Raw genomic sequence first — 20,886 nt, forward strand, 5'->3', positions numbered from 1 at the left:
GCTGCCGGACGGGGGCCCGGACCGGGCCCCCGCGACCCCCAGGAGGTGACGAGGCGATGACCCGCCGCGAGGTCGAGAGCGTCGAGGACCGCATCCGTGAGCACCTGCGCAGGGACGACCTCGACAGCGCGGTCGAGCTGCTGCGCGCGCTGTCCCCGGGCGACGCGCTCGACCTCCTGGACCGCTCCGAGCCGCGCATGGCCCCGATGCTGTTCCGCCTCCTGGACAAGACGACGGCGGTCCAGGTCTTCGCGGCCATGGAGACGGGCCAGCAGTCCGACCTGGTGCGCAAGCTCCAGGACGGTCAGGTCCAGGACCTCTTCGCCGAGCTGCGGGTCTCGGGCCAGGCCCGGCTGCTCGACGAGATGCCGGCCAACGTGGCCCGCAAGATGCTCGCCGGGCTCGACGCGGAGGCGAGCGGCAAGGCCGGCCGGCTCCTGGGCTACCCGGCGGACTCGGTGGGACGGCGGTTGCGCATGGCGCCCGTGCGCCTGCGCGAGGACTGGACCGTGTCCACCGCGCTCGAGAACCTCCGGGAGCACGGGGGGCAGGAGCAGGCCGCCATCGTCTCCGTGCCGGTGGTCAGTCCCCAGGCGCGTCTGACGGGCGTCGTCGACGTCTCCGTGCTGGTCACGCAGCCGCTCGATGCGCGAGTCTCGGAGATCATGCGGGAACCGGTGTCCGCCGTCGCCACCGAGGACGCCGAGGAGGTGGCCCGGCTCTGCGCGGACCGCCGTCTGTGGACCGTGCCGGTGACGGACTCGGAGGGTCGCCTGATCGGGGTGTTCACGGTGGCCGACGCCCTCGAGGTCCTCGACGAGGGGTCGACCGAGGACTCCGCCCGCGCCGGCGGCGTGGAGCCGCTGGGTCGTCCCTACCTGGCGACCTCCGTCCTGAGCCTGATGCGCTCGCGGATCACGTGGCTGCTCGTGCTCGCGATCGGGGCCACCCTCACCGTGCAGGTGCTCGGCGTCTTCGAGGACACGCTCGAGGAGATGGTCGTCCTCTCCCTGTTCATCCCGCTGATCATCGGCACCGGCGGCAACACGGGCAACCAGGCGGCCACCACGGTCACCCGGGCGCTCGCCCTCGACGACGTCCGGCCCCGCGACGCGCCGCGCGTGATGGTCCGCGAGCTGCGCGTCGGCATGGCCCTGGGCGGGTGCATCGGCCTGCTGGGCCTCGTGCTCGCCGGGCTCGTGTTCTCGTGGCCCGTCGGTCTCGTGATCGGGGCGACGCTGTTCACCGTGTGCGCCTTCGCCGCCACCGTCGGCGGCCTCATGCCGTTGGCGGCGCGCACGATCGGCGCCGACCCCGCCGTGTTCTCGAACCCGTTCATCTCGACGCTCGTGGACGCCCTCGGCCTGGTCGTCTACTTCTTCATCGCCCAGGCCGTGCTCGGCATCTGAGCCGGCCACGACCCACGACGCCCTTCCCGCCTCGGCGAGGCGTTCCGGGGCGGGCCCGCCGGACCGGCCGCGGGCGCTGACGCCGAGCCACACACGGTGTGGCGCGTCCGAGGCGCCGGGTAGATTGGCGGGGAGTCACCCGTTCCCTGCCGACGAGGGCCGCGTCTCGAGTGCGGCCAGAAGGAGAGATCATCCGCATGTCGAAGATCATCTACACGCTCACGGACGAGGCGCCCATGCTGGCCACCGCGTCGCTGCTGCCGATCGTGCGCGCCTACGCGGGCACCGCCGGCGTGGAGCTGGAGACCCGTGACATCTCGCTGGCCGGCCGCATCCTCGCCGCGTTCAAGGACGTCCTGCCCGAGGACCAGCGCACCGCGGACGCCCTCGCCGAGCTCGGCGAGCTCGTGAAGACCCCCGAGGCCAACGTCATCAAGCTGCCGAACATCTCCGCGTCCGTGCCGCAGCTGCGCGCCGCGATCAAGGAGCTGCAGGCGGACGGCTACGCGCTGCCGGAGTACCCGGACGAGCCGAAGACCGATGCGGAGAAGGACGCGAAGGCGCGCTACGACTCGGTCAAGGGCTCCGCCGTGAACCCGGTGCTGCGCGAGGGCAACTCGGACCGCCGCGCCCCGAAGGCCGTGAAGGCGTACGCCAAGCGCTTCCCCCACTCGATGGGCGAGTGGACCCCGGACTCCAAGACCGCCGTCGCCACCATGGGCGCGGACGACTTCCGCGCCAATGAGCAGTCCGTGACCCTGCCGGCCGCCGACGTGCTGACGATCGAGTTCACCGACGAGGACGGCAAGACCACCGTGCTCAAGGAGGGCCTGAAGGTCCTCAAGGGCGAGGTCGTGGACGGCACGTTCATGTCCGCCAAGGCCCTGGACGCGTTCCTCGCCGAGCAGGTCAAGCGCGCCAAGGAGGAGGGCATCCTCTTCTCCGCGCACCTGAAGGCCACCATGATGAAGGTCTCCGACCCGGTGATCTTCGGCCACGTCGTGAAGGCCTACTTCTCCGAGCTGTTCGAGAAGTACGGCGAGCAGCTGGCCGCCGCCGGCCTGTCCGCGAACAACGGCCTCGCCGCGATCGAGGGCGGCCTGGACAAGCTCGACGCCGAGACCGCCGAGGGTGTGCGCGCCGCCATCGCCGCCGCCTACGAGAACGGCCCGGACGTGGCCATGGTGAACTCCGCCAAGGGCATCACCAACCTCCACGTGCCCTCCGACGTGATCGTGGACGCCTCCATGCCCGCCATGATCCGCACCTCCGGCCGCATGTGGAACAAGGACGACCAGACCCAGGACACCCTGGCCGTCATCCCGGACTCCTCCTACGCCGGCGTCTACCAGGCCGTGATCGACGACTGCAAGGCCAACGGCGCCTACGACCCCACCACCATGGGCACCGTCCCGAACGTGGGCCTCATGGCGCAGAAGGCCGAGGAGTACGGCTCGCACGACAAGACGTTCATCATGGACGCCGCGGGCACCGTGGCCGTGAAGAACTCCGCCGGGGAGACCCTGCTCTCCCACGAGGTCGAGGCCGGCGACATCTGGCGCGCCTGCCAGACCAAGGACGTCCCGGTGCGCGACTGGGTGAAGCTGGCCGTGACCCGCGCCCGCGCGTCCCAGACCCCGGCCGTGTTCTGGCTGGACGAGACCCGCGCCCACGACCGTGAGCTCATCAAGAAGGTCGAGGAGTACCTCAAGGAGCACGACACCGAGGACCTGGACATCCGCATCCTCTCCCCGGTCGAGGCCGCCAAGCTCTCGGTGGAGCGCATCCGCCGCGGCGAGGACACCATCTCCGTGACCGGCAACGTGCTGCGTGACTACAACACGGACCTGTTCCCGATCCTCGAGCTGGGCACGTCCGCGAAGATGCTGTCGATCGTCCCGCTGCTCAACGGCGGCGGCCTGTTCGAGACCGGTGCGGGCGGCTCCGCCCCGAAGCACGTGCAGCAGCTGCTGGAGGAGAACCACCTTCGCTGGGACTCCCTCGGCGAGTTCCTCGCGCTGGCCGTGTCCTTCGAGCACGAGGCGGTCGCGAACGAGAACCACCGCGCGCAGGTCCTGGCGGACACCCTGGACGCCGCCACCGGCACCCTGCTGATCGAGGGCAAGTCCCCGAAGCGCAAGGTCGGCGAGCTGGACAACCGCGGCAGCCACTTCTACCTGGCGCTGTACTGGGCCCGCGAGCTGGCGAAGCAGACCGAGGACGCCGAGCTGGCGGCCGCGGCGAAGCCGATCGCCGAGGAGCTGGGGGCCCAGGAGGAGACCATCCTGGCCGAGCTCAACGGCGTGCAGGGCTCCCCGGTGGACCTGGGCGGCTACTACTGGCCGGAGCTGGAGAAGGTCACCTCCGTGATGCGCCCGTCCGCGACGCTCAACGCGATCGTGGACAAGCTCTCCGTCTGAGCGACTGAGCGACTGAGCGGCTGAGCGCCGGGGGCCGGGTCGCGTGCGTGGAGCGCGCGGCCCGGCCCCTTCTCGTGTCCGCAACGCGGGTTGAGTTGTCACGGGTGTGCGTGCCCGGGACCCGTGACAACTCAACCGACGTTGCCGTGGGGAGGGGCCGGTCAGCCCGCGCGCGCCGCCTCGTGGGCCAGCAGGGCCTGCTTCGCGGCGGTGCCGTAGAGGTAGTGGCCCGCGGCGCCGTCGGCGCGCACCACGCGGTGGCAGGGCACGACGACGGCCGCCAGGTTGGCGGCGCACGCCCCGCCGGCGGCGCGCACGGCCCGCGGGGCCCCGCACCGTTCGGCCAGGCCGCCGTAGGTGGCGGGGGAGCCGGGGGCGATGCCGCGCAGCTCCCGCCACGCCCGCTGCCGGAACGCGGTGCCCGGCTGGGTGACGTCGAGGGCGTCGAGCGCGGCCACGTCCCCCGCGGCGTAGGCGGCCAGGGCGTCGGCGACGGGCTGGGACGCACCCGGACGCGGTTCCACGGGGCGCGGGTTCATCTCGCGGTCGGCGGTCTCCGGGTCCAGGGCCACGAGCCGGTCCATGAGCGTCTCGAGGAGGCGCCCGATCGCGGCGGCGGGGGGCTCCGAGTCCTCCGGCACGGCCACGCCGGAGGCGCGCACCGTCTGGTCCTCGGGGGAGAAGACGGCCACGAGGGTGAGCTCGGTGGCGGGCAGGGCGGCGGCGGTCCAGCGCAGCTCGGGAAGCAGGTCCATCCCCTCATTGTCCTGCACGGCCCGGCCCGGACAGGTGTTCGCGCGTCCCCTCCCTGTGTCAGGCTGGCGTCCATGACCGAGATCCGCGTCTTCGAGCATCGCACCCTCCTGCGCCACCCGCGTGAGGTGGTCTTCCGCTGGCTGGAGAACCCCGGCGCGCTGGAGCGGCTCACCCCGCCCTTCGCGGGCGAGGTGGTCCACGGACCCACGGACGGCCTCCGCGTGGGCTCCGAGTCGCGGCTGCGCATCCAGGCCCCCGGGGCGGCCGGCCTGTTCGCCGGCGCGGCCCACGGGATGCTCACCGGCCTGCTGCCGGACGCCGTCGCCTCCCGCCTGCCCGGCGGGGCCGCGCCCGCGGTGCCGTGGCGGGCCCGCCACACGGCCTACGAGGAGGGCCGCATGTTCCGGGACGAGATGGTCTCCGGCCCTCTCGCCTCCTGGCGGCACACGCACCTGCTCGACGACGCTGCGCCCGGTGAGGCGGACACGGCGGACGGCCGGCGGGGCACGGTCGTGACGGACCACATCGAGTACGCCCTGCCGGGGGAGTCCCTGGTGTCCCGCGTGCCCGGTCTGGGCGCCGCGGCCTCGCGCCGCACCCACGAGGCCTTCGAGGCGGAGCTGGGCCGCCAGTTCGCCTATCGGGCCCGCGTGATGGCCGATGACCTGGACTTCCACGCCGCCCATCCCGGCCCCCTCGTCGGCGGGCCGGCTCGCACGGTCGCCGTGACGGGGTCCGGCGGACTGATCGGCCGGCAGCTCTGTGCCCTGCTCACCACCGGCGGCCACCGCGTCATCCGGCTCGTGCGGAGCCCGAAGAAGGCCGGCGCGCTGGACGCGGCGCTGTGGGACCCCGGCCGGGAGACCGTGGACGAGGACGCCCTGGCCGAGGCCGACGTCGTCGTGAACCTGGCGGGCGAGCCCATCGCCGGCCGGTTCTCGGACGCGCACAAGGAGGCCGTGCACGACTCGCGCGTACGCGGCACGCGCACCCTCGTGGACGCGCTCGCCCGGATCGCCGCACGGGAGGGGGACGACGCGCGGGCGCGGGCGCTCGTGAACGGCTCGGCGATCGGGTACTACGGGGCGGACGCGGGCACGGGCCCGTTCGGCAGCGGCCTCGTCGAGGATCTGGAGCCCGGGGACGACTTCCTCGCCGAGGTCGTCGCGGACTGGGAGGCCGAGGCCCGACGCGCCGAGACGTCCGGCATCCGGGTGGCGATGCTGCGGACCGGCGTGGTCCTGAGCCCGGCCGGGGGCATGCTGCAGCAGGTGCTGCCGCTGTTCCTCGCGGGGCTCGGCGGCCCGGTCGCGACCTCGGGCGGGGAGAGCCACGACGGCAGCCCGTGGCTGAGCTGGATCGGCGCGGATGACATCGCGGGGGCCTTCGCCCACGCGGTGCTCGACGACGGCGTCACCGGCCCGGTCAACGCGGTGGCGCCCGAGCCGGTCACGGCGAAGGAGTTCGCCACCGTGCTCGGGCGGGTGCTGCGCCGGCCCGCTCTCATCCCGGTGCCCGAGGCCGGGCCGCGCCTGCTGCTGGGCGAGGAGGGCCGGGTGGAGACCGTCGCGGCGGACCAGAAGGTCGTGGCGGACCGGCTGGTCTCCTCCGGCTACGAGATGCGCGACCCCGAACTGGAGGGCGCGTTGCGCCACGTCCTCGGGCGGTGACGGGGGTGGGGGCAGCGTCCCACGGGGACGCTGCCCCCGCGGGTCGTCAGTCCTGCAGCGCGCCGGTCTCCCGGATGAGCTGGCCCAGCGCGGTGAACGCGTCGCGGGCCAGCGCCTCCCACAGGGCCAGGGCCAGCTGGGGGAAGCCCTCCTGGAGCGCGACCATCACCTGGGCGGTGAGGACTCGCGCCGTGACCGGCCCGCGCGCGCGGACGGTGGAGGGCTGGCGGCCGGGCTGGCCCAGGGCCATCTCGCCGAACGTCATCCCCGGGGTGAGCAGGGTGCGGCGCACGCGGCGGCTGCCCGTGCCCTGACCCGAGAGCTCCACGGTGCCGGAGACGATCACGTAGATGCCGCCGAACGGCTGGCCGGCGCGGCGGATGATCTGGCCGTCCGAGTAGACCCGCTCGTCCATCATGGACTCGAGCAGACGCGCGTCGTCCGCGGAGAGGTGCTGCAGCAGGGGTGCTACGGCCGCCTCCTGGGCGTCCCGCGGCAGCAGGTGGGGGGCGTGCCGGGAGAGCAGCCGCTGCTCGGCCCACTGGGCGGCCCGCGAGCGGGAGTCGAAGAACACGAACTGCGCGCCCTCGGCGGCGGGGTCCACCCCCTCGGCCTCATCCTGCAGCGGCTCGGGCAGATCCACCTCCACGGACTCCTCGACGGCCGCCATCAGCTCCTTCATCTCCGCGGCGTCCCGGTCCACGACGACGACGTCGAGCCCGTTGCCCAGCGCGCGGGCGAACCACTGGGCCACCAGCAGCCGGGCCGGACGGGAGACGGAGCTGACCGAGCGCATGTCCACCACGAGCGTCTCGAGGACCTCCGGCAGACCGCGGCTGACGCGGGCGATCGCGTCCACCTGGCTGAAGCCGAGGTGACCGCCCAGCTCCATCACGTGCACGGTGTCCGCGAACCGCCCCAGCGCCTCGAGGACGACGGCGCTGCGCACCGTGCCCGAGGGCGCCTGATCGATCCGGTAGTGGGTGCGCAGGGCCGCGCGCGGGGAACCGGTGACCACCGACGGGTGCAGCTCGAAGTCCTCGACGATGGTCCGCAGGGCGGCCATCGCCGCGGCGCCGAGCCCGTTCTCGTCTGTCGTGTCCGACTGCAGCGCCAGACCGAGGTGGCCCGGCACCACCACGAGCACCGTGCCGCCGCGCGTGGACGCCCAGCCGGGCTGGCCGACGTCGTACGCCCACCGGGAGTCCCGGGTGTCCATGCCGCAGGAGTCCATCACGGAGAGCACACCGCGGACCGTCTCCTCGCTCAGCACACGGTCCCCGGTGACGGGGTGGACACCGCCGTGCGCGAGGGTGCCGGCGAGCAGGGCGAGGTCCTCCACGGTCACGGCGGCGGCACGCACCGTGGCGATGTCCTCGAGCAGCGTCTCGGGGTCGGCGTCCAGGGTGTCGAGGGACTTCATCAGCCAGGCAGCGGACCGGGTGTGGTGCTGGGCGCGGTTCTCGGCGCGCGCGGCCGACTCCGTGACGGTGACCTCGCGGTCGAACAGGGCGGAGAGCAGCTGCATCATGCGTGCGGTGCGGTCGCGGCCACCGCGGCCTTTCACCAGGGAGGCCGTGGCCACCGCGCCCGCGTTCTGCAGCGGGTTGTGCGGCAGGCCCGTGACGGCGTCCACCTCGACCCGATGGTCCAGGTCGCGCACGGGGGCGGCTCCCACGCGCTCGCCCACCCGCACCGCGCCGAGGTCCTCGAGGGCCTGCGCGTGGAACAGGGGAGAGGCGAGCGTGGCGAGCGGCACGGGCGTCATGGATCCGGAGACGTAGCGGTGCCCGTCCACCAGGAGCATCGCGACGCCCAGCCCGTCCGGGACCTCCCCCTCGCCCGCGTGGGCCGACGTGAGGCGATCGAGGTGCTCCTGGACGGGTGTGGTCATGGGTCACAGCCTAGTCAGTGGGACGGCCCCGGGACAGCGTGGCGGAGGCGGGCACAATGGGTCCCGATGCCCACCCCCGTCGATCCCGTCACCGTCCCCTCCGCCCTCTCCGCCGCCCTCGGCCGCCTCAGCGCCGGCCTGACGTTCGCCGCCGCCCTGCCCGACCTCGGATCGGCGCTGGACGCGCGCGGGGCGGCCGTCGTCGAGGCGCCCCCGGGCACGGGCAAGACCACCGTGGTCCCGCCCGCGCTCGCGGTCCGGCTCGCGGACCACGGCGGTGGGCGCGTCCTGGTCACGCAGCCGCGGCGGGTCGCGGTGCGCGCGGCGTGGCGGCGGCTGCGCACGGCGGTCCTGACGGCCGCGGCCGACGCGCAGCCCGGCGCCGACCCCGACGCGCGGGCCCGGCTCGCGGACGCCGCCGTCGGGTACGCCGTGCGGGGTGATGCGGCCGGCGGCGGGGCCTCGGCCGTCGAGTTCGTGACCCCGGGCCTGCTGCTGCGCCGCCTCCTGGCCGACCCCGGGCTCGACGGCGTGGATGCAGTGGTCCTGGACGAGGTCCACGAGCGGGACCTGGACACGGACGTGCTCTCCGCCCTCCTCGCCGACCTGCGGCAGCTGCGTCCCGAACTCGCGCTCGTGGCCATGTCCGCCACCGTGGACGCGGCGGCCCTGGCCGCCCGCTGGGCCCGCGGCATGGGGGAGGACGCGCCCCTGCCCGTGGTCTTCACCCCGGCCGTGCTGCACCCGCTGCGCGAGGAGCACGCCCCCTTCCGCGGCCACCGCCTCACCGCCGAGGGCCGCGTGGACCGGGCCTTCCTCGACCACGTCGCGGCCACGGCCGCGCGCGCCCACGCCGAGGCGCTCGATGCCGACCCGACCGTGGACGCCCTCGTCTTCCTGCCCGGCGTGGCCGAGGTGGAGGCCGTCGCGGGGCGCGTCGCCGCGCTCGCCCCGGACACCGAGGTCCGCGTCCTGCACGGCCGCCAGGAACCCGCCGACCAGGACGCCGCGCTCGCCGGCCGCGCCGACCCCGCCGTGCCGCGCGTCGTCGTCGCGACGGCGGTCGCCGAGTCCTCGCTGACCGTGCCGGGGGTGCGCCTCGTCATCGACTCGGGCCTGGCCCGCGAGCCGCGCCGGGACCGGGGGCGCGGCATGGCCGGGCTCGTCACCGTCCAGGCCTCGCGCGCGGCCGCCGGCCAGCGGGCGGGCCGCGCCGCCCGCCTCGGCCCCGGCACCGTGGTCCGCTGTCACACCGCCGCGGCCCTGGGCACCGCGCCCGCAGCCCCGACGCCGGCCCTCGCCGTCGTCGACCTCGCGCCGGTGGCCCTGGCGTTCGCGGCGTGGGGCGCCCCGGGCGGCCGCGGGCTGACCCTGCCCGAGGACCCGCCGGCCGACGCGATGGCCGCCGCCGAGCGCACGCTCGCCTCCCTGGGCGCGGTGGACGCGGACGGGCGCATCACCCCGCACGGCGCCGTCCTGGCCGAGCTGCCCCTGGACCCGCCGCTCGGCCACGCCCTCCTGCGCGCGGCACCGTGGACGGGGCCCCGCCCCGCGGCCGAGGCGACGGCGGCCCTCGTCCTGGACCTGCGCGCCCCCGGGGCCGACCTCGAGGCGCTGGTCGCGGCCGTGCGGGACGGCCGGCACCCGGAGGCCGGGCGCTGGCGCCGGGAGGCAGATCGACTGGAACGACTCGCCCGTCGGCACGCGCACCACGCCCCGGAGACGCGGGCGCCGGACGAACCCGGGCCCGAGGCGACGGCCGCGCGGCGGCACCCCGCCGGCCTCGTGGCCGCCCTGGCCTTCCCCGCGTGGATCGCCCGACGCGCGGGGGAGGCGGGCGCGTACCTGCTCGCCTCCGGCACCCGCGCGGCCCTGCCCCGCGACGCCGCCGGCGGCGGCCTGGCGGGGCAGGAGTGGCTGGCCGTGGCCGAGGTCGCCCGCGTGGCCGGGGACGCGGCCGGCACGGGTGCCACGATCCGCGCGGCCGCGCCGATCGACCGGCCGCTCGCCGAGCTCGCCGGCGCGGGCCTGCGGCGCATCGAGGACACCGCCGACTGGCGCGGGGACCGGCTCACCGGCCGCCGCGTGGACCGGCTGGGCGCGCTCGTGCTGGCCCAGACGCCGGCCCCCGTCGCCCCCGACGCCGCCGCGCAGGCCGTGCGCGCGGCACTCAGCGCCGACGGCCTCGACCGGTTCGACCCGAGCGGCCGGACCGAACGCCTGCGTCGCCGGGTGCACCTGCTCCACCGCGTCCTCGGCGCCCCGTGGCCGGACCTCTCGGATGCGGCGCTGCCCGGCCTGGACGCCCTGGTCGACGGGCTCGCGGCCGACCTGGCCGCGGGGCGGCCCCTCGCACGCCTGGACGCCGAGGCGCTGCTGCGCGGTGCCCTGCCGTGGCCGGAGGCGGGGCGGCTGGACGAGCTCGCCCCCGAGCGCCTGCCCGTGCCGAGCGGGCGCGCCGTCGTCGTGGACTATCCGGCCGTCCACGAGGACACCCCGCCCGTGGTCGCCGCCAAGCTGCAGGAGTTCTTCGGGGCGCGTGTCACCCCCGCTGTCGCGGACGGTCGTGAGCCGGTGGTCCTGCACCTGCTCTCCCCGGCAGGTCGCCCGCTCGCCGTGACCGCCGACCTGCCGTCCTTCTGGGCCGGCCCCTACGCGCAGGTCCGCGCCGAGAACCGCGGGCGGTACCCCAAGCACCCCTGGCCCGAGGATCCCGCCGCCGCGGAGCCGACCGCCCGGACGAACCGCCGCGCCCGCTGAGAAAGGGGTCCGCGAAACGTGCAGGAATCGCTGTGATGCGTGATGATGGCCGTCACATCCGACTCGCATCGATTGAGGTTCCACTTGTGAGACACGACACGCGGGCACGTCAACGGCGCCGGGCCACGCTGGCCGGCGCCGTCGCCGCGGGCGCGCTCCTGGCCGGGTGTGCTCCGGCCGAGCAGACGCCCACCCTGACCTGGTACACCAACCCCGACGACGGCGGGCAGGCGAAGATCGCCGCCCAGTGCACCGACGCCGCGAACGGCCGGTACAGAGTCGAGACGTCCATGCTTCCGACGGACGCCGCATCCCAGCGCGAGCAGCTGACCCGCCGCCTCGCCGCAGGCGACACGTCGATGGACATCATGTCCCTCGACCCGCCGTTCGTCCCCGAGCTCGCCGAGCCCGGGTTCCTGGCCCCCGTGCCGGAGGAGATGCAGGCGTACGCGAAGGACAACGCCCTGGAGGGCGCGCTCGCGGCCGCCAGCTGGAAGGACGAGCTCGTCACGGTCCCGTTCTGGGCCAACACGCAGCTGCTCTGGTACCGCAAGTCGGTCGCCGAGGCCGCGGGGCTGGACATGTCCCAGCCCGTCACGTGGGACCAGCTGATGGAGGCCGCCCGCAGCCAGGACAAGGACCTGGCCGTCCAGGGCGCCCGTGCGGAGTCCATGACCGTGTGGCTCAACGCGCTCATCGAGGGCGGCGGGGAGCAGATCGTCCCCAACGCCGAGGCGCCCACGGACGAGGTCACCACGAACCTCGACTCCGAGGCCGGCCGCACGGCCGCCCGGATCATCTCCACCATCGGCAAGGAGGGTCTCGGCAGCGCCGGCCTGCCGACCCAGGACGAGAACGCCTCCATGCTGCTCTTCCAGGGCAAGAACGGCTCGTTCATGGTCAACTGGCCGTTCGTCTGGCCGGCCACCCTCGGCTCCGTGGAGGAGGGCTCGCTGCCGGAGGACCTGCCCGAGGACATCGGCTGGGCCGTCTACCCCCGCACCGTCGAGGGCAAGGACGCCGCGCCGCCCGTGGGCGGCATCAACCTGGGGGTGGGCGCGAAGTCCGAGCACCAGGACCTCGCCTGGGACGCGATCTCCTGCATCACCACCACCGAGCACCAGAGCCAGTACTTCGTCGAGAACGGCAACCCGCCCGCCGACCCGGCGGCCTACGACGCCCCCGAGGTCGCCGAGAAGTACCCCATGGCGGACACCATCCGGGAGTCCCTCGAGCTGGGCGCCCCGCGGCCGCAGACCCCGTACTACAACGAGGTCTCCACCGCGATCCAGCAGCGCTACGCGCCGCCGTCGGGCGTCACCGAGTCCACCCCGGCCGAGACCGACGACTTCATCCAGGAAGTCCTGAGAGGGGAGCGTCTGCTGTGAGCCACGTCGACACCGCACCCGCCGCATCCACCCCGCGCGCCGCCGAGGGTCGCCGCCCCCGCCGGGTGAAGTCCCAGCGCGCGAAGTCCGAGGCGCGTCTCGGCTGGCTCCTGGCCGGCCCCGCGTTCTTCGTGATGCTGTTCGTGGTCCTGTACCCGATCCTGCAGGCCCTCTACGACTCGCTGTTCACGTACCGGCTCACCGCGCCGGGCGACCGCGAGTTCGTGGGCCTGGGCAACTACGGCGTGATCCTCACGGACCCCGTGTTCTGGAAGGACCTCGGGGTGACCCTGCTGATCACCGTGGTGACCGTGGTGGTCGAGCTCATCCTCGGCTTCCTGCTGGCCCTGGCCATGCACCACGCCATCAAGCAGACCCGCGGCCTGATCCGCACGATCATCCTGGTGCCGTACGGCATCATCACCGTGGTCTCCGCGTTCGCGTGGTTCTACATGTTCTCGATCGACTCGGGCTACATCAACGCCTGGTTCGAGTGGCTGCCGGGCGTCGACGCGGACCTGAACTGGTTCGCGCAGGGCAGCACCGCGCTGTTCGTGATCATGCTCTCCGAGATCTGGAAGACCACCCCGTTCATCTCCCTGCTCCTGCTGGCCGGCCTGGCCCAGGTGCCGGGCGACCTCACCGAGGCCGCCGCCGTCGACGGCGCCTCGTGGTGGCAGCGGATGAAGCTGGTCATCCTGCCGAACATGAAGGCCTCGATCATGGTGGCCGTCCTGTTCCGCGCGATGGACGCGTTCCGCATCTTCGACTCCATCTACATCATGACCAACGGCGCCTACGGCACCGAGGTCCTCTCGCTGCTGGCCTACCGCACGTCCATCGGCCGGCTCGAGATCGGCATGGGTTCGGCGGTCTCCGTGATCCTGTTCCTGTGCGTGGCCCTCATGGCGGTCATCGCCGTCAAGGGCTTCAAGGTGGACCTGGCCGACCGAGGAGGTTCCAAGTGAGCACCGCCGCATCCGCTCCCGCCCCTGAGGGCCGCGCGCCTGAGGGCCGCGCGCCCCACCGTCGCGGCACCGGGAAGGCCACCGCACTGTGGTGGATCCTCACCGTCGTGATCGGCGTGTGGTGCCTCTTCCCGCTGTTCTCGATCTTCGCGACCAGCTTCAAGACGCCCGCCGACCTCGCCAACGGCAAGCTGCTGCCCACCCAGTGGTCCACGGTGAACTACGAGGAGATCTTCGTGGGCGGCTCGCGCGAGCTGTTCCTCACGGCGCTGCGCAACTCGATCGGCATCACCGTGATCGCCACGATCATCGCCGTCATCCTGGCCACGCTGTGCGCCTACGCGATCGCCCGCCTGGACTTCCCGGGCAAGCGGATCGTGCTCACGGTGTCCCTGATGGTCTCGATGTTCCCCGTCATCTCCCTGGTGACGCCGCTGTTCAACATGTGGCGCACCCTCGGGCTGTACGACACGTGGGTCGGCCTGATCATCCCCTACCTGTCCCTGACCCTGCCGATCTCCATCTGGACCCTGGCCGCGTTCTTCCGCCAGATCCCGTGGGAGCTCGACCAGGCCGCGCAGGTGGACGGCGCCACCCCGCTCGAGGCGTTCCGCAAGGTGATCGTCCCGCTGGCCGCCCCCGGCGTCTTCACGACGGCGATCATCGCCTTCTTCATCGCCTGGAACGACTTCGTGTTCGGCATCTCCCTGACCTCCACCGAGACCGCGCGCACCGTGCCCGCCGCCCTGGCCTTCTTCACCGGCGCCTCGCAGTTCGAGTCGCCGACCGGGGCCATCTCGGCGGCCGCGATCATCGTGACCATCCCGATCGTGATCCTGGTGCTGGCGTTCCAGCGTCAGATCGTGGCCGGCCTGACCAACGGCGCGGTGAAGGGCTGAGGCCCGCACACGAGACCTCCCGAAAGGACCCCCCGATGGCCTCCATCACCCTGAACCACATCGACAAGACCTACGACGACGGCTTCCACGCCATCAAGGACGTGAACCTGGAGATCGAGGACGGCGAGTTCGTCATCCTCGTGGGCCCCTCCGGCTCCGGCAAGTCCACGCTGCTGCGCATGATCGTGGGCCTCGAGGACATCACCGACGGCGAGATGCTGATCGACGGCCGCCGCGTGAACGAGGCGGCCCCCAAGGACCGCAACCTCGCGATGGTGTTCCAGAACTACGCGCTGTACCCGCACCTGACGGTGTACGAGAACATCGCCTTCCCGCTGCGGCTGATCAAGGACAACAAGCCCTCCGATGAGGAGATCGACCGCAAGGTGCGCGACGCCGCCCGCGTGCTCGAGCTCGAGGACCACCTCGAGCGCAAGCCCGGCAACCTCTCCGGCGGCCAGCGTCAGCGCGTGGCCATGGGCCGGGCGATCGTGCGCGAGGCGGACGCGTTCCTCTTCGACGAGCCGCTGTCCAACCTGGACGCCAAGCTGCGCGGGCAGATGCGCGCGGAGATCTCGCAGCTGCAGCGCCGCCTGGCCACCACCTCCGTCTACGTGACGCACGACCAGACCGAGGCCATGACCCTGGGCGACCGGGTGGCCGTGCTCAAGAAGGGCGAGCTGCAGCAGGTGGCCAGCCCGCGCGAGCTCTACGAGCAGCCGCTCAACCTGTTCGTGGCCGGCTTCATCGGCTCGCCGTCGATGAACTTCCTGCCCGCCTCGCTGAAGCAGAAGGAGGGCGGCCACGTGCTGTCCTCGCCGATCGGTGACATCCCGGTGCCGCCCGAGAAGGCCCGCGCCGCCGAGGGGCGGGACATCGTGTTCCTCGGCCTGCGGCCGGAGTTCTTCGAGGACGCCGAGCTGGTGGAGGACAGCCGCCGCGGCCAGGGCTCCACCTTCGACGCGACGCTCACGCACCTGGAGTGGCTGGGCCACGAGCAGTACGGCTACATCGAGTTCGATCCGGACCCGGCCGTGGCCGAGATGCTCTCCGCGCTGGCCAAGGACCTGGATGCGGATGAGCTGCGCCCCGTCGTCGTGGCCACCCTCTCCGGCGAGTCCCGCGCCCGGCCGGGCACGCCGACCCGCCTGTGGGTGGACACCACGCGGGTGCACCTGTTCGACCCGACCACCGGTGAGAACCTCACCCGCGACCCCGAGGTCGGCGCCGAGCTGACCCGCCGGGCCGCCGAGGAGCGCCGCCGCCAGATCGAGATGGCGGCCGAGCGTGACGCCGCCGAGCACGAGGCGGACGCGCCGCGCCGCTGAGCCGGCGCCGGGGACGCCGGGGGCGGGTCAGTACCCGCCCTCGGCGTCCACCAAGCCCTCCAGCTCCGTCCCGGCCGCGCGGGCCCGCAGGTTCCGCTCGACCCGCGCGTGGAGCAGCGGGACGCACATCTCCGGGGTGTCCGCCGTGTGCGGCGTGATGAGGGCGCGCTCCTCGGTCCAGAGCGGGTGGCCGTCCGGGAGGGGCTCGGGGTCGGTGACGTCCGTGCCGTAGCCGTGCAGCCGACCCGCCGCGAGGGCCTGGACGACGGCGTCCGTGTCCACCAGCGCCCCGCGGGCGACGTTCACGAGCACGGCGTCCTCATCCAGGAGGGCGAGGCGGTCGGCGTCGACCATGCCGCGGGTCTCCTCGGTGGCCGCCGCGGCGATCATCACGACCTGCGCGCCGGGCAGGACCTCGTCGAGGCGGTCGGTCGTGACGGTGCGGTCCGCGCCGGGCACGTCGCCCGCGCGTCGGCGGACCGCGGTGACGTGCACGTCCCAGGTCTTGAGCAGGCGGATGTACTCCTGTGCGATTCCGCCGCCGCCCACGACCACGGCATTCAGGCCGTTCAGGGTGCGCCCGGAGGAGGGACCCCATGTGGTGGCGCGGACGCGCGCGGGCAGGTCCCGCAGCAGGGCCAGGGTGAGCAGCAGCGCGTGTTCGGCCACCGGCGGCGCGTATGTGCCCTTGGCGGACGTCCACACGATGTCCGGGCGGCTGCGCACGAGGGGGACGAACGGCTCGATCCCGGCGAACGGGAGCTGCACCCAGCTCACGTGGGGGTGGGCGGTCAGGGCCGCGGCGAGCGCATCGACCGGGATCGGGCGGACCATCAGCAGGGCCGTGGCAGAGGTGTCGCCCTCGGCCACGGCGGCGCCGCCGACGTCGGCCACGGCCTGCTCGGCCAGCCGACGGGCGTGGGCGTAGGGGGTGCCGGCGACGTCCTGCGCCGCGGGGAGGACGAGCAGGCGCTCGGGGACGTCGTCGGGTCGGGTGCGGGGGAGAGCGGAAGAGGTGGGCATGGTGCCCACCGTCCCACATCCTCCGGGCCCGGTTCAGCCGGCGACGGCGTCCCGGTGCGCGGCGGACAGCCGCAGGTAGGTGGCCGCGTTCTTCTTGAGGCCCTCCCGCTCCTCGTCCGTGAGGGGGCGGCGGACCTTCGCGGGGACGCCCGCCACGAGAGAGCCGGCCGGGACCTGCGTCCCCTCGAGCACCAGGGCCCCGGCGGCCACGAGCGAACCGGCCCCGATCACCGCGCCGTTCATCACCGTGGCGGACATGCCGATCAGGCAGTCGTCCTCCACGGTGGCCCCGTGCACCACGGCGGAGTGGCCCACGGAGACACCGGCGCCCAGGGTGCACGGGAAGCCCTCGTCCGCGTGCAGCACCACGTTGTCCTGCAGGTTGGTGCCCGCCCCGACGCGGATGGGGGCGGAGTCACCGCGGGCGGAGACGCCGTAGAAGGCCGAGGAGCGCTCGGCCATCTCGACGTCGCCGGTGATCGCGGCGGTCGGGGCGAGGAAGACGGACTCGTGGATGCGCGGGGTGGCACCCGCGACGGTGATGATGTGGGCCATGCCACCAGCCTAGGTGTTGTGGGTCATGAGGTTCTTGACATCCGTACCGGGCTGAGATGAGACGAGTGGGCCTCTCCCGCAGGATGGAAGTTCCTCAACAACCCACCTGCCAGAAGAGACCCACTCATGACTCACGCTAACGCACCCCTGACTCCCACCGGCCGTCTCAGGATGGTCCACCGCCACCTGCACGACGGGATCCCGCAGGCACACGTGGCCGCCGAGTTCCGGGTGAGCCGGCCCACGGTGGCCACCTGGGTGGCCCGCTACCGCGCCGAGGGCGAGGCCGGGCTGCTCGACCGGCCCAGCCGTCCGCGCCGTTCACCTGCCCAGCTCGACCCCGAGGTGGTGGCCCAGATCCAGACCCTGCGTCGCAGGGAGAAGTGGTCAGCCCGCCGCATCCATCACCACCTCGTCTCTGAAGGCCACCAGCTGTGCCTGCGCACTGTGGGCAGGTGGCTGCACCGACTGGGCATCTCCCGGTTGCCAGACCTCGCGCCCACGGGTGAGGACCTGCGCCAACGACCCCAGAAGATCACCGCCCGCGGCCCGGGGCACATGGTGCACCTGGACGTGAAGAAGATCGGGAAGATCCCTGACGGGGGCGGCTGGCGTGCTCACGGACGTGAAAGTGAAGCAGGCCGTGCTTCCAAGCGTGGTGCCGGCCGGCGGGTCGGGTACACCTACCTGCACTCGGCGATCGACGGGTACACCCGCCTGGCGTACACCGAGGCGTTGGAGGATGAGAAGGCGGTGACCACGATCGGGTTCTTCTGCCGGGCCCGCGCGTTCTTCGCCGCCCACGGCATCACCGTGGACCGGGTGGTCACGGACAACGGGAACAACTACCGGGCCGTGGACTTCACCGCCAAGGTGGTCTCGCTCGGGGGCCGGCATCACCGGATCCGACCCTACACCCCGCGCCATAACGGGAAGGTCGAGCGGTACAACCGGCTGATGGTCGATGAGGTCCTCTACGCCCGCCCGTATACCTCAGAGCAAGCTCGGCGTGAGGCGCTGGCCGTGTGGGTGAACCACTACAACTACCATCGGCCTCATACCTCCTGCGGGGACGCCCCTCCGGCCTCGTTGGCACCGGCCCGAGTCAACAACGTCATGCCCTCCTACACCTAGGCGGGCAGGACGACGGCGCCGCGTGGCGCCGTCGTCCCGGGCTCAGCTGAAGACGACGGTCCGCCGGCCGTCCGCGAGGACGCGGTGCTGGGCGTGCCAGCGCACGGCCTGCGCGAGCGTGGAGCCCTCGACGTCGCGGCCGCGGGCCACGAAGTCGGCGGCGGTCTGGGCGTGGGTCACCGGCTGCACGGACTGCGCGATGATCGGGCCCTCGTCCAGGTCGGCGGTCACGTAGTGGGCGGTGGCGCCGATGAGCTTCACGCCGCGTTCGTGCGCCTGGTGGTAGGGGCGGGCGCCCTTGAAGGAGGGCAGGAACGAGTGGTGGATGTTGATGGCCATCCCGGCCAGGTCCCGGCACAGCTCGTCCGAGAGGATCTGCATGTAGCGGGCCAGGACCACCAGCTCGATGTCGAACTGGGCGATCAGGTCGCGCAGCCGGTCCTCCGCGGCCTCCTTGGAGTCCCGGCTCGAGGGGTCCTTCGAGACGGGCACGTGGATGAAGGGCACGCCGTAGAAGGAGGCGAGCGGCTGCAGGTCCAGGTGGTTCGAGACCACCACGGGGATCTCGATGGGCAGGGTGCCGGCGCGCTGCTGGAAGAGCAGGTCGTTGAGGGTGTGCCCGTCCTTGGAGCACATCACGAGGGTGCGCATGCGCTGCGCCGCGTCCCACAGGCCCATGCGCATGCCGAACTCCTCGCGCACCGGCGCGAGCGCCTGCTCGATGTCCTCCCGCGTGGCCGGGGTCACGAACTCCACGCGCATGAAGAAGTCGCCGGTGTCCGGGGAGTCGTACTGCTGCGACTCGGTGATGTCCGCCTCCACGCCCAGCAGGGCGCCCGTCACGGCGTGCACGATGCCCTTGCGGTTCGTGCAGGCCAGCGTGAGCACGCGGGCGTGCTCCGCGCCGGAGGCGGGGGAGGGGCTGGGGGAGAGGGCTGCCGTGTCCATGGCGTCGATGGTAGGCGGTGCCGGCCGCGCGGAACCGCGGGATGACGGGGCTGATCCCTGGTCGGGGAGCCGGGCCCCGTGTCATCCTCAAGACCAGGTTCCCCGCCGCGCGGCGGCGGGGGAGGCACGACGCGGCGCCCGGCCCGGCCGGTCGCCCCAGACGACCGAGGAGCACCCCCATGCCACAGTCCACCCTCTACTGGATCATCGCGGCGATCATCGTCGTGCTGCTGATCCTGATCATCGTCTCGGTGATCGCCTCCCGCCGTCGTCGTGAGGCCGAGGCCGAGGCCGCCGAGACCCGGCTCGAGCGCCGGGGCGTCAGCGCGGACACCGCGGGTGAGCAGGCGGCCGCCCCCGCGGCCCCGACCCGCCTCTCCCGCCTGGACGAGGTGGCGGCCGAGAAGGACGCGCGCCCGGCGCCGGCCGTGAGGCCCGCCGGGGGTCTGGCTGCGTTCGACACCGCCGCGGCGGACCGCGAGACCGACGAGTCCGGCGCCGGCGTGGCCGGCGGTGCCGGGGTGACCGTGGACCAGCAGGACGCCCCGAGCACCGAGGCCACCGCTCAGACCCACCGCCGCGACGCCGCGGCTCCGGCCACCCGGGGCACTCTGCGCCCCGCTCCGGCGGTGCCGAGCACGGTGCGCGAGGCGGACACCGTGGGCCTGGGCGCGGCCGGTGTGGCCGGCGGCTCCGGCGTCACCCTGGACGAGCAGACGCCCGCGGCGGACGTCCCGGCGACCCCGGCCTCCCCGTCCCCGGTGACCGAGACCCCCGCCCCGGCGGCACCGGTGGCCGAGGCTCCGCAGCAGAGGAGCCACCTCACCCCGGCCCCCGAGCACGTGCACGGGACCGTCCCCGCCGACGAGGTCGCCGCCGAGCACACCCCCACCAAGGAGTTCGCCACGGACGGGATCCCCGTCCCGCAGGGCGAGCACCTCGAGACGCACACGGTCGCCACCACCGCGCACGGCTCGGTCACCGTCGTGGCCACCGAGTCGGACCAGGCCCAGCAGACCGGCGTCGACGGGACGGAGCGCTCGGCCGCCGGGTCCCTGCGCATCGACGGCACGCCCGGGGTGCCCGGTCGCGTGGCGGAGGCGGACCGCGAGCCGGCGCGCACCGATGACCACGGCGCGGACGTCGCGCAGCCGGCGGCGGTCGAGCCCGCGGCTGAGCGCCCGCCGCTCGAGGCCGCCCCGGCCACCCGCCGGGCCGAGGCCCCGGAGACCCACGCCGGCACCACGCCGGCCACGCCCCTGGGCGGCGCCCCGGAGCTGGATCCGACCGCGGCCTCGTCCGGCCGTGCGGAGGACGCCACTCCGGCGACCCGCCGCGAGGCCCGCGCCGCCCAGTCGGCGGCAGCCGCCGGGACTGCCGGGACCGCCGCGCCGACGTCGTCGACGCCCACGACCGTGGCCCCAGACACCTCCACCTCCTCCGCCCCCACGGATGAGGAGCCCGCCGAGGACGACACCGAGGGCGCCGCCCTCCCGGACCTGCGGGCGGACCGCGACGAGACCCGAGCCTCGGACGCCGAGGGTGAGTCGAAGCTGGCCCAGGCCGGCGCCGTGGCGGCCTCCGCGTTCGAGACCGTGCGTGACAAGGTCGCCGTCCCGCTGCGGGACAACGTGGCCGTGCCCGCCAAGGACAAGGTCGTGAAGGTGGTCAAGGACAAGCTGTCCCAGGCGCAGGAGCGCCGCTGGGGCAAGCGCTGACCAAGGCATTCGCCCC

15 protein-coding genes are annotated in these 20,886 nt (G+C 73.7%); 10 read left to right on the forward strand and 5 right to left on the reverse strand.

Going from position 1 to position 20,886, the window contains the following annotated elements:
- The first annotated feature begins 56 nt into the window (after positions 1–56).
- Positions 57–1,409 (forward strand): magnesium transporter, encoded by a 1,353-nt coding sequence (gene mgtE / locus O3T09_RS05395; RefSeq protein ID WP_136940005.1) that lies wholly within the window; start codon positions 57–59, stop codon positions 1,407–1,409.
- A gap of 197 nt (positions 1,410–1,606) precedes the next feature.
- A complete protein-coding gene (locus tag O3T09_RS05400) occupies positions 1,607–3,829 on the forward strand; it encodes an NADP-dependent isocitrate dehydrogenase (RefSeq protein WP_100058387.1) in 2,223 nt (740 codons plus the stop codon).
- A 161-nt stretch (positions 3,830–3,990) separates the two neighbouring features.
- Here O3T09_RS05400 and O3T09_RS05405 read toward each other — a convergent pair whose 3' ends face one another.
- Entirely contained in the window at positions 3,991–4,584 is a 594-nt protein-coding gene (locus tag O3T09_RS05405) for a methylated-DNA--[protein]-cysteine S-methyltransferase (protein WP_095353386.1), read from the reverse strand.
- 72 nt (positions 4,585–4,656) lie between these two features.
- On the opposite strand from O3T09_RS05405, the gene O3T09_RS05410 reads away from it, so the two are divergent.
- A complete protein-coding gene (locus tag O3T09_RS05410; RefSeq protein WP_069941536.1) occupies positions 4,657–6,255 on the forward strand; it encodes a TIGR01777 family oxidoreductase in 1,599 nt (532 codons plus the stop codon).
- Positions 6,256–6,301: 46 nt separating this feature from the next.
- Here the strand turns inward: O3T09_RS05410 and O3T09_RS05415 are convergent, their stop codons facing one another.
- The gene (locus O3T09_RS05415) at positions 6,302–8,149 is read right to left on the reverse strand and encodes a glutaminase (RefSeq protein WP_060974374.1); all 1,848 of its coding nucleotides are present in this window, start codon (positions 8,147–8,149) and stop codon (positions 6,302–6,304) included.
- 66 nt (positions 8,150–8,215) lie between these two features.
- Between O3T09_RS05415 and O3T09_RS05420 the strand changes: the two genes are divergently transcribed.
- From O3T09_RS05420 to O3T09_RS05440, 5 genes are all read left to right on the forward strand, one after another.
- A complete protein-coding gene (locus O3T09_RS05420) occupies positions 8,216–10,909 on the forward strand; it encodes an ATP-dependent helicase C-terminal domain-containing protein (protein ID WP_206450415.1) in 2,694 nt (897 codons plus the stop codon).
- A gap of 86 nt (positions 10,910–10,995) precedes the next feature.
- Complete coding sequence (locus O3T09_RS05425) at positions 10,996–12,297, forward strand: extracellular solute-binding protein (RefSeq protein WP_070708748.1); 1,302 nt, start codon at positions 10,996–10,998, stop codon at positions 12,295–12,297.
- Positions 12,294–13,265 (forward strand): carbohydrate ABC transporter permease, encoded by a 972-nt coding sequence (locus O3T09_RS05430; RefSeq protein ID WP_070708749.1) that lies wholly within the window; start codon positions 12,294–12,296, stop codon positions 13,263–13,265. The genes O3T09_RS05425 and O3T09_RS05430 overlap by 4 nt, the downstream gene beginning before the upstream one ends.
- Positions 13,262–14,164, forward strand: a complete 903-nt coding sequence (locus tag O3T09_RS05435; protein ID WP_080695955.1) for a carbohydrate ABC transporter permease — start codon at positions 13,262–13,264, stop codon at positions 14,162–14,164. The genes O3T09_RS05430 and O3T09_RS05435 overlap by 4 nt, the downstream gene beginning before the upstream one ends.
- A gap of 35 nt (positions 14,165–14,199) precedes the next feature.
- The gene (locus O3T09_RS05440) at positions 14,200–15,492 is read left to right on the forward strand and encodes an ABC transporter ATP-binding protein (RefSeq protein WP_144826111.1); all 1,293 of its coding nucleotides are present in this window, start codon (positions 14,200–14,202) and stop codon (positions 15,490–15,492) included.
- Positions 15,493–15,519: 27 nt separating this feature from the next.
- Here the strand turns inward: O3T09_RS05440 and O3T09_RS05445 are convergent, their stop codons facing one another.
- Positions 15,520–16,515, reverse strand: a complete 996-nt coding sequence (locus O3T09_RS05445) for a D-isomer specific 2-hydroxyacid dehydrogenase family protein (RefSeq protein ID WP_241251982.1) — start codon at positions 16,513–16,515, stop codon at positions 15,520–15,522.
- 33 nt (positions 16,516–16,548) lie between these two features.
- On the reverse strand, positions 16,549–17,070 hold the full coding sequence (locus O3T09_RS05450) for a gamma carbonic anhydrase family protein (protein ID WP_036314590.1): 522 nt from the start codon (positions 17,068–17,070) through the stop codon (positions 16,549–16,551).
- Between the two features lie 126 nt (positions 17,071–17,196).
- Here O3T09_RS05450 and O3T09_RS05455 point away from each other — a divergent pair, with 126 nt between their 5' ends.
- Positions 17,197–18,204 (forward strand): IS481 family transposase, encoded by a 1,008-nt coding sequence (locus O3T09_RS05455; RefSeq protein WP_036314588.1) that lies wholly within the window; start codon positions 17,197–17,199, stop codon positions 18,202–18,204.
- A 42-nt stretch (positions 18,205–18,246) separates the two neighbouring features.
- On the opposite strand, the gene purU is transcribed toward O3T09_RS05455, so the two are convergent.
- Positions 18,247–19,152: a formyltetrahydrofolate deformylase gene (purU, locus tag O3T09_RS05460; protein ID WP_036314586.1), complete on the reverse strand. Its 906-nt coding sequence runs from the start codon at positions 19,150–19,152 to the stop codon at positions 18,247–18,249.
- Positions 19,153–19,331: 179 nt separating this feature from the next.
- Here purU and O3T09_RS05465 point away from each other — a divergent pair, with 179 nt between their 5' ends.
- Positions 19,332–20,870, forward strand: a complete 1,539-nt coding sequence (locus tag O3T09_RS05465; protein WP_101965723.1) for a hypothetical protein — start codon at positions 19,332–19,334, stop codon at positions 20,868–20,870.
- The last annotated feature ends 16 nt before the right edge of the window (positions 20,871–20,886 follow it).

Source organism: Micrococcus sp. H39-S4, assembly GCF_027158145.1.
GTDB lineage: Bacteria > Actinomycetota > Actinomycetes > Actinomycetales > Micrococcaceae > Micrococcus > Micrococcus luteus.